Source organism: Larkinella sp. VNQ87 (assembly GCF_049445795.1).
Classification (GTDB): Bacteria; Bacteroidota; Bacteroidia; order Cytophagales; family Spirosomataceae; genus Larkinella.
In genome coordinates this window covers 1-8,114 of record NZ_JBMSDT010000030.1, presented here as the reverse complement: position 1 = coordinate 8,114, position 8,114 = coordinate 1, and the positions used below count along the sequence as shown (strand labels likewise).

Below are 8,114 nucleotides of genomic sequence, written 5' to 3'. Positions count from 1 at the left end.
TGGGATGGTGGTAAGGGTGCGGGGGACCACCTCTTCCCATACCGAACAGAGCCGTTAAGCCCCGTTACGCCGATGGTACTGGAGTCATGTCCGGGAGAGTAGGTTGCCGCCACCACAGATTTAATGTCCCCATTTCCTATTAAGGAAATGGGGACAAATATTTTCCTTTGAGTCGTGTAAAGTTTTATCTTTGCGCATCAATCGGGGTGTAGCGCAGCCCGGTAGCGCGCTACGTTCGGGACGTAGAGGCCGTGGGTTCGAATCCCGCCACCCCGACTTACTAATTTAACTATTACAAACATGCATTTTGAAGTGACTTCTTCAAATCTTTGGTGGTGGCGTTCTTCTTCTCTCGGAGTTGGACAGTCATTATATGCTTTGTAATCAACCAAACCGGTTTTTCAAAAGCCCACTGTTCAACCCAGTGGGCTTTTTTGTTTCTAACCATTCCCTTTTCGGCTATGCCTGCTTCCTTTCAAACACAACAACCTCCGCTCACTTTCAACGTAACCAGTACGTACCGAAAAATGCTGGCGGATACACTGACGCCAGTAAGTATCTACCTCCGTTTGCGGGACAAATTCGTAAATAGCATTCTGTTGGAAAGCTCAGATTACCACGGGAATGACAACAGTTACTCTTATATATGCTTTGATCCTATTGCTAAATTTGAGTTTGACGGGGCGACTATTTCAACGTACTATCCAAATGGAGCAACCTCTTCTGTCGCTGTATCGCAGGAAGCCGATTTGCTAGCCCAGATTGAAGCTTTTAGAGCGTGTTTCTTATATGAGAAGCACGCTTTTCCGTTTATAACCAACGGGCTTTTTGGGCATATTGGTTACAATGCCGTTCAGTTTTTTGAAGATATTTTGCTGAAGGCCACGCCGAGTGAAAATGAAGTACCACTGGTCGTTTACCAGGCGTTCAGGTATGTGATTGCGATCAATCATTTTAAAGACGAGTTGTATCTTTTTGAACATTCGTACCAGGAAGACGGTCAGGAAACCGGATCGAGCAACCTCGACTACATTGAAACGTTGATCAAAAACCGCAATTTTCCGTCGTATTCTTTTCAAATCACCGCCGAAGAGCAATCCAATTTTACCGATCAGGAATTTCTGGAAGTCATTCAAAAAGGCATCGATCATTGCCATCGGGGTGATGTTTTTCAAATTGTGTTTTCCCGGAAGTTTTCGACAGCGTTTCGCGGGGATGAATTCAATGTCTACCGGGCTCTGCGTTCGCTGAATCCCTCACCTTATCTGTTTTATTTCGATTACGGTAACTACAAACTATTTGGTTCGTCGCCGGAATCGCAGATAGTCATCAAAGGAAAGCAAGCCATTATTTACCCGATTGCCGGGACGTTTCGCCGGACGGGCGACGATGTGGCCGATGCCGAACTGGCCCAGAAGCTTCACAATGATCCGAAAGAAACCGCCGAGCACGTCATGCTGGTGGACCTGGCCCGGAATGATTTAAGCCGCAATTGTAAAACCGTCAGGGTAGAAACGTTTAAAGAAGTGCAATACTACTCCCACGTCATTCACCTCGTCTCGAAAGTGGTGGGTGACATGGACGACAACGCCCAGCCGCTGCGGATTGTGGGCGAAACGTTCCCGGCAGGAACCTTGTCGGGAGCGCCCAAACATATGGCGATGCAACTAATTGACCGGTACGAAAATGGCAGCCGCGGTTTTTACGCGGGGTGCATTGGCTTCATGGATTTTAAAGGTGATTTCAACCAGGCGATTATGATCCGGACGTTCCTGAGTCGGAACAACACCCTGCATTACCAGGCCGGCGCGGGCGTTGTCGCCAAATCGAACCCAGAAAGTGAATTACAAGAAGTGCATAACAAATTGATGGCTCTTAGGACAGCCATGAAACAGGCCGAAACCATTTAACAGACAACAACGATGAACGTGCTGGTTATCGATAATTACGATTCGTTTACGTACAACCTCGTCTACATCCTCCGTGAATTGGGGCATATCGTTGAGGTACGCCGGAACGACAAAATTTCGCTGGAAGAAGTTGATGCGTACGACAAAATCCTGCTGTCGCCCGGTCCGGGGATTCCGTCGGAAGCGGGTATTATGCAGGAAATTATTCGCACGTACGCGCCAACGAAGAGCATTTTGGGCGTTTGTTTGGGCCATCAGGGCATTGGCGAAGCGTTTGGGGCTACGCTGGAAAATATGTCGGATGTGTACCACGGCGTCGCGCATCGGACCTTTATCAAAGATGCATCCGAACGGCTTTTCGATGGATTACCCGATGAACTACTCGTGGGACGGTATCACTCCTGGACGGTTATGCCGGAAACGATACCGGACGAACTGACGGTGACGGCGGTTGATGAAGAAGGCCGAGTGATGGGCATTGCGCACAAAACGTACGACGTGCGGGGCGTCCAATTTCACCCGGAGTCGGTTTTGACCCAGCACGGCAAACAAATGCTGCAAAACTGGCTGGCAGCATGAAACTGGAATCAGTCATCCCATGGGGCCGAACGTTCGAGGAATACCGTCGGATGTTTCAACTAACGGAAACTGACCTGACGAAACTCGTGATCGGCATTGGCGACGGTCCGGCCAGTTTTAATGCGGAACTGCACCGTATGGGCCGCTCCGTCGTGTCTATTGATCCTATTTATGCCTTTTCAGCGAACGAAATCGCTTCCCGGATTGAGCAAACGTACGAAACTGTCATCGACCAGATGCGGCTAAATGCTTCGGATTATAACTGGACGGATTTCCGGGATGAACAGGGGTTAGGGGCCGAACGAATGCGGGCGATGAAGGCGTTTTTGGCCGATTACGAAACCGGCAAGCAGGAGGGGCGCTACCGGCTGGAATCGCTACCGGCAACCTCCTTTCCGGATCAGTCATTCGATCTGGCGCTTTGTTCGCACCTGTTGTTTCTGTATTCGGCGCATCTATCAGAAGCCTTTCACTGGCAGGCGGTTCGGGAAATGCTGCGGATTGCGGATGAGGTCCGGATTTTTCCGCTGGTCGATCTGACGAATCAGTTGTCGCCTTTTGTAAAAACCGTATCGGAAGATTGCCGGGAACGCGGCTTGAAAACCGACATCATTGAAGTGCCGTATCATTTTCAAAAGAATGGGAATCAGATGCTCGTTATTCGAAACTAGTGTTGTCATACGCTCATGAAAGAAATACTAAACCACCTCTTTGAGTACAAAACGTTAACGAAGGAAGAAGCCCAGCGCGTGCTGATCGGAATCAGCACCGGCCAGTACAATACTTCGCAGATTGCGGCTTTTCTGACGGTGTACATGATGCGGAGCATAACCGTGGAAGAACTAGAAGGCTTCCGCGATGCCATGCTGGAACTTTGCCTGCCCGTTGATCTGTCGGACTACGATGTGATGGACTTGTGCGGCACCGGGGGCGATGGCAAAGATACCTTCAACATCTCGACTTTATCGGCCTTTGTCGTGGCTGGTGCCGGGCAGCGAATTGCCAAACACGGAAACCACGGCGTTTCGTCGATGTGCGGTTCTTCGACCGTAATGGAATACCTCGGCTACCGGTTTACGAACGATTACGACCTGTTACGGAAGAAAGTAGAGAAGGCCGGAATCTGTTTTCTGCACGCGCCCCTCTTCCATCCGGCCATGAAAAACGTCGGGCCGATTCGGAAAGAATTGGGTGTAAAGACGTTTTTCAACGTCCTGGGGCCGATGGTCAACCCAGCTTTTCCGAAAAAGCAACTGGTTGGTGTCTTTAGTCTTGAATTAGCCAGATTATATGCGTATCTTTATCAGCAAACGCCCAAGCGGTTTATGATTCTACACGCTCTGGATGGCTATGATGAAGTGTCGCTGACCGGCGCCTTTAAGACGATCTCCGCACACGCTGAGCAAGTGCTGACTCCGCACCAAATCGGTTTGCCCCAACTGACCGCCGAACAACTGGCGGGCGGCAAGTCGGTTGAAGATTCTGCCCGCATTTTTATGAATGTTTTGAACAACGAAGCTACTTCGGCCCAAACTGATGCGGTTGTGGCCAATGCGGCTATGGCGCTGGTTGCGGCCGGGCAGGTTAAAACCGTTGAGGAAGGGATTCAGCAGGCCAGAGAGTCGCTCGAAAGTAAGCGGGCGCTGGAAAGCCTGAAAAAGTTACTAGCCGAATAACCGAAACAAATTGATTCAACAGAAGGATTGGAGTAGCATACCACCGGAAAAAGCATAGAATGGACATATTAGAACGGATTATTGAGCGCAAGCAAACAGAAGTAGCCTACCGAAAAACCGTCCTCTCTCAACGGGAACTTGAACAGCAACCCCTGTTCAGCCGAGAACCGTTGTCCGCTCGCGATGCGCTGTTAAAAACCGCTTCGTCGGGTATCATTGCCGAATTCAAACGGAAATCACCTTCCAAGGGTATTATTAACGACCAGGTTTCGGTGGTCGAAACCACGGCTGGCTACGTGCGGGCCGGGGCTGCCTGTTTGTCGGTGCTTACCGATGAACCCTTCTTCGGCGGTACTTCGCAGGATTTGCTGGAAGCCCGGCAAGCCAACCCCTCGACGCCCATGATCCGGAAAGATTTTATCATCGATCCGTACCAGATTTACGAAGCCAAAGCCATCGGCGCGGATTTTATTCTGCTCATTGCTGTCTGCCTGACGCCCAAACAGGTTGTTCAGTACAGCCAGTTGGCGCACGAACTGGGGTTGGAAGTCTTACTCGAAGTCCACGACGAGCAGGAACTCGCCGACCACCTGACCGATACCGTCGACCTCGTCGGCGTCAATAACCGCAACCTGAAAACTTTTGTGACCGACACCGAAACGTCCGTTCGGCTGGCCGAGCAGATTCCGGCGTCGTTTGTCAAAGTTTCCGAAAGCGGTTTGCAACGGGCCGAATCCATTCTTGCTTTGCGTCAGGCCGGTTTTCAGGGCTTTCTGATTGGCGAAACCTTCATGAAAACCGCCAATCCGGCACAAGCCTTGCAACAGTTGATTGATGAATTACACCAGGTGCATCCATTATCTCAAAAACAATACAGCGTATGAAAGTAAAAGTCTGTGGAATGCGGGATTCCGACAACATTCGTGACCTGCTCGCTCTGGCCCCCGATTTTATGGGGTTTATCTTTTACGACAAATCACTCCGGTTTGTGGGCGAAGACCTGGATTCCGATCTGTTGAAGTCGTTTCCGCGCAGCGTTAAAAAAGTGGGTGTTTTCGTCAATGCGAGTCCCGACTACATCCTGCGCAGCGTGAAAAAGTACGACCTTCAGTACGTTCAACTGCACGGCAACGAAACGCCGGAATTCTGCCGGAACCTGCGAAATCGGGGTATCAGCATCATCAAGGCATTCGCCGTCGACGAGTCGTTCAACTTCAGCATGATCAACAATTTCAAGCCGTCCTGCGACTTCTTCCTATTCGACGCCAAAGGCGAGCAATACGGCGGTAACGGTTTTTCATTCGACTGGAGCCTGATGAATCGCTACGACAACGAAAAACCGTTTTTCATCAGTGGTGGGATTGATACCAACAGCCTGGATTCGCTGGCAAAAATCAAACACCTGAAGCTCTACGGCGTTGATGTCAACAGTCGGGTCGAGATGAGCCCTGGCCTGAAGGATATCGAACTAGTGAAAGCCATCATCACCCGGTTAAAACCGATCGAAGAAGAGGAAACCGTCGCTTAACTCATCCGGTATCGAACATACAGCTACAAATCAGAGACCGCGTTTTGCAGTCTTCCGGGCTTTTCTGCCTCCAATAAATTGAACTTTACCCGCAGAATGCGCGCGGTGGGCATACGTTTGTACCGATTCCGCCTGTCTTGCTGCACCTTGTTTTGAGTATAATGGAAACCACAGAAGTAAAATCACCCTATCAGGTCGACGAGCAAGGCTATTACGGAACCTTCGGCGGAGCCTACATTCCCGAAATGTTGTATCCGAATGTCGAGGAACTGCGCCAGAATTACCTCTCGATCATTGCCGATCCTGCCTTTCAACGCGAATTTCGGGACTTATTGACCGATTATGTTGGCCGGCCAACCCCCCTCTTTCTGGCCCGTCGCCTGTCTGAGACGTATAACACCACAATTTACCTCAAGCGCGAAGACCTTTGTCATACCGGTGCCCACAAAGTAAACAACACCATCGGGCAGATCCTGGTGGCAAAGCGGTTGGGCAAAAAACGCATTGTGGCCGAAACCGGGGCCGGTCAGCACGGCGTGGCAACAGCAACGGTTTGTGCCTTGATGGGCCTGGAGTGCATTGTCTACATGGGAAGCATCGACATGGAGCGTCAGAAACCGAACGTCGACCGGATGCGGATGCTGGGCGCGAGCGTCGTTCCGGCCACCAGCGGTAGCCAGACGTTGAAGGATGCGACCAACGAGGCCATGCGGCACTGGATCAACAACCCTGTTGATACGCACTACGTCATTGGGTCAGTGGTGGGGCCACACCCGTACCCGGACATGGTCGCTCGGTTTCAGTCCGTGATTTCGGAAGAAGTACGTAAGCAACTGCTGGAAAAAACCGGTCAGTCGAATCCCGACTATGTTATCGCCTGCGTGGGTGGAGGAAGCAATGCCGCTGGTGCCTTCTACCATTATCTGGACGAACCCTTGGTTCAACTGATTGCCGCCGAAGCCGCTGGGCAAGGGGTGTCGTCCGGTCATTCAGCCGCAACGACGGCTCTGGGCAAACCCGGTATTCTGCACGGCAGCAGCACCATTCTAATGCAAACCGAAGATGGCCAGGTTGTCGAACCGTATTCCATTTCGGCCGGGCTGGATTATCCCGGTATCGGCCCCTTGCACGCGCACCTGTTTGCGTCGGGTCGCGGCAAATTCTTTGCCATCACCGACCAGGAAGCACTCGACGCGGCTTTTGAACTCAGCCGATTGGAAGGAATCATTCCGGCGCTGGAGTCTTCGCACGCGCTGGCCTGCATTTCCAAACTAAAACCAGGCCTGGACGAGGTAACAGTCATCTGTTTATCCGGGCGTGGAGACAAGGATTTAGCCGCTTTCACCCAGCATCTTTCCCGATAAATTTCGAATCAATAGGCAAATCGACCCCGCCAGAACGCTGGTGGGCTACCGTTCCATTTCCTCTTACTAGCCATGAACCGCATCACCGAATTATTCCAGAATAAGTTTGCTCAAGTCCTGAATGTTTACTTCACCGCCGGTTTTCCGGAATTAAACGATACTGTGCCAATTCTGGAAACGTTACAGGAAGCGGGCGTTGACATCATTGAAATCGGTATGCCGTATTCGGACCCCGTAGCAGATGGCGAAACCATTCAACAGAGCAACCAGAAAGCGCTGAACAACGGAATGACCCTTCGGATTTTGTTCGATCAGTTGCGCGGAATTCGGAAGAAAGTGCAGGTGCCCATTCTGCTGATGGGATATCTGAACCCGGTCGTTCAGTTCGGCATCGAAGCTTTTTGCCAGCAATGTGCCGAGGTAGGTGTCGACGGGCTTATTGTACCGGATCTTCCGATCAACGTTTACGAGCGGGATTACAAAGCCACGTTTGATCGGTACGGTTTGCTGAATATCTTCCTGATTACACCCCAAACTACCGAAAACCGGATTCGGCAAATCGACCAGTTGTCCGATGGATTTGTATACATGGTTTCGTCGGCAAGCACCACCGGGTCGCAGAAAGGAATTACGGACGAGATGAAGGCTTACTTCAGCCGAATTCAAAACATGAATATGAAAAATCCGCGCCTGATTGGTTTTGGCATTCAGGATCACGATACATTTCAAACCGCCTGTCAATACGCCAATGGAGCCATCATCGGCAGTGCCTTTGTCAGATTGTTGGAGAAAAATAAGGCGGATAAAACCGCAGCCATCCATAATTTCATTCGATCAGTACGCAATACGCAGCCGGAGGAAAAAATAAATTCAGAAGCTATTGCCTAAAAATCAGCGAGATAAGAAAAGTCCTAAAATTATTTTGGGAGTTAGTCTTGACAAAGGGTAAAAAAAAGCGGTACTTTGCAGTCCCAAATCAGGGAAGGCCCTGACGGGGACGGTGAGTAAGCGACTGGTTTTCAGGTGTTTACGGGGTGGAAAAGAAAAAGAGTCTCGA

At 50.6% G+C, this 8,114-nt stretch carries 8 protein-coding genes, 1 tRNA gene and 1 rRNA gene; all 10 read left to right on the top strand.

All coding sequences use genetic code 11. The features are described 5' to 3' along the window. Positions 1-3: 3 nt before the first annotated feature. The 10 genes from rrf to trpA all read left to right on the top strand — a co-directional run bounded on the left by rrf (position 4) and on the right by trpA (position 7,945). Positions 4-115 (top strand): 5S ribosomal RNA (gene rrf, locus ACO2Q8_RS29280). Between the two features lie 87 nt (positions 116-202). Next, positions 203-276 (top strand) — tRNA-Pro (locus tag ACO2Q8_RS29275). A gap of 251 nt (positions 277-527) precedes the next feature. Further along, on the top strand, positions 528-1,910 hold the full coding sequence (locus ACO2Q8_RS29270) for an anthranilate synthase component I family protein (protein ID WP_423348461.1): 1,383 nt from the start codon (positions 528-530) through the stop codon (positions 1,908-1,910). Positions 1,911-1,922: 12 nt separating this feature from the next. After that, positions 1,923-2,489, top strand: coding sequence for an anthranilate synthase component II (locus ACO2Q8_RS29265; RefSeq protein WP_423348460.1), 567 nt, complete (start codon positions 1,923-1,925; stop codon positions 2,487-2,489). After that, positions 2,486-3,160 (top strand): SAM-dependent methyltransferase, encoded by a 675-nt coding sequence (locus ACO2Q8_RS29260; protein ID WP_423348459.1) that lies wholly within the window; start codon positions 2,486-2,488, stop codon positions 3,158-3,160. The genes ACO2Q8_RS29265 and ACO2Q8_RS29260 overlap by 4 nt, the downstream gene beginning before the upstream one ends. 15 nt (positions 3,161-3,175) lie before the next feature. Next, positions 3,176-4,165 carry an anthranilate phosphoribosyltransferase gene (gene trpD, locus ACO2Q8_RS29255; protein WP_423348458.1) on the top strand — a complete coding sequence of 330 codons (990 nt, stop codon included), beginning with the start codon at positions 3,176-3,178 and terminating at the stop codon, positions 4,163-4,165. A gap of 59 nt (positions 4,166-4,224) precedes the next feature. Next, positions 4,225-5,049: an indole-3-glycerol phosphate synthase TrpC gene (gene trpC / locus ACO2Q8_RS29250; protein ID WP_423348457.1), complete on the top strand. Its 825-nt coding sequence runs from the start codon at positions 4,225-4,227 to the stop codon at positions 5,047-5,049. After that, positions 5,046-5,693, top strand: coding sequence for a phosphoribosylanthranilate isomerase (locus ACO2Q8_RS29245; RefSeq protein ID WP_423348456.1), 648 nt, complete (start codon positions 5,046-5,048; stop codon positions 5,691-5,693). The genes trpC and ACO2Q8_RS29245 overlap by 4 nt, the downstream gene beginning before the upstream one ends. Before the next feature lie 161 nt (positions 5,694-5,854). Then, entirely contained in the window at positions 5,855-7,057 is a 1,203-nt protein-coding gene (gene trpB / locus ACO2Q8_RS29240) for a tryptophan synthase subunit beta (protein WP_423348455.1), read from the top strand. Between the two features lie 72 nt (positions 7,058-7,129). Next, positions 7,130-7,945, top strand: a complete 816-nt coding sequence (trpA, locus tag ACO2Q8_RS29235) for a tryptophan synthase subunit alpha (protein ID WP_423348454.1) — start codon at positions 7,130-7,132, stop codon at positions 7,943-7,945. Positions 7,946-8,114: the final 169 nt, after the last annotated feature.

Excerpts from the sequence above, each read along its gene's own strand:
- trpB (WP_423348455.1), top strand. The coding sequence starts at position 5,855 with ATGGAAACCACAGAAGTAAAATCACCCTATCAGGTCGACGAGCAAGGC.
- ACO2Q8_RS29265 (WP_423348460.1), top strand. The coding sequence starts at position 1,923 with ATGAACGTGCTGGTTATCGATAATTACGATTCGTTTACGTACAACCTC.
- trpA (WP_423348454.1), top strand. The coding sequence starts at position 7,130 with ATGAACCGCATCACCGAATTATTCCAGAATAAGTTTGCTCAAGTCCTG.
- ACO2Q8_RS29270 (WP_423348461.1), top strand. The coding sequence starts at position 528 with ATGCTGGCGGATACACTGACGCCAGTAAGTATCTACCTCCGTTTGCGG.
- ACO2Q8_RS29260 (WP_423348459.1), top strand. The coding sequence starts at position 2,486 with ATGAAACTGGAATCAGTCATCCCATGGGGCCGAACGTTCGAGGAATAC.
- ACO2Q8_RS29245 (WP_423348456.1), top strand. The coding sequence starts at position 5,046 with ATGAAAGTAAAAGTCTGTGGAATGCGGGATTCCGACAACATTCGTGAC.
- trpC (WP_423348457.1), top strand. The coding sequence starts at position 4,225 with ATGGACATATTAGAACGGATTATTGAGCGCAAGCAAACAGAAGTAGCC.
- trpD (WP_423348458.1), top strand. The coding sequence starts at position 3,176 with ATGAAAGAAATACTAAACCACCTCTTTGAGTACAAAACGTTAACGAAG.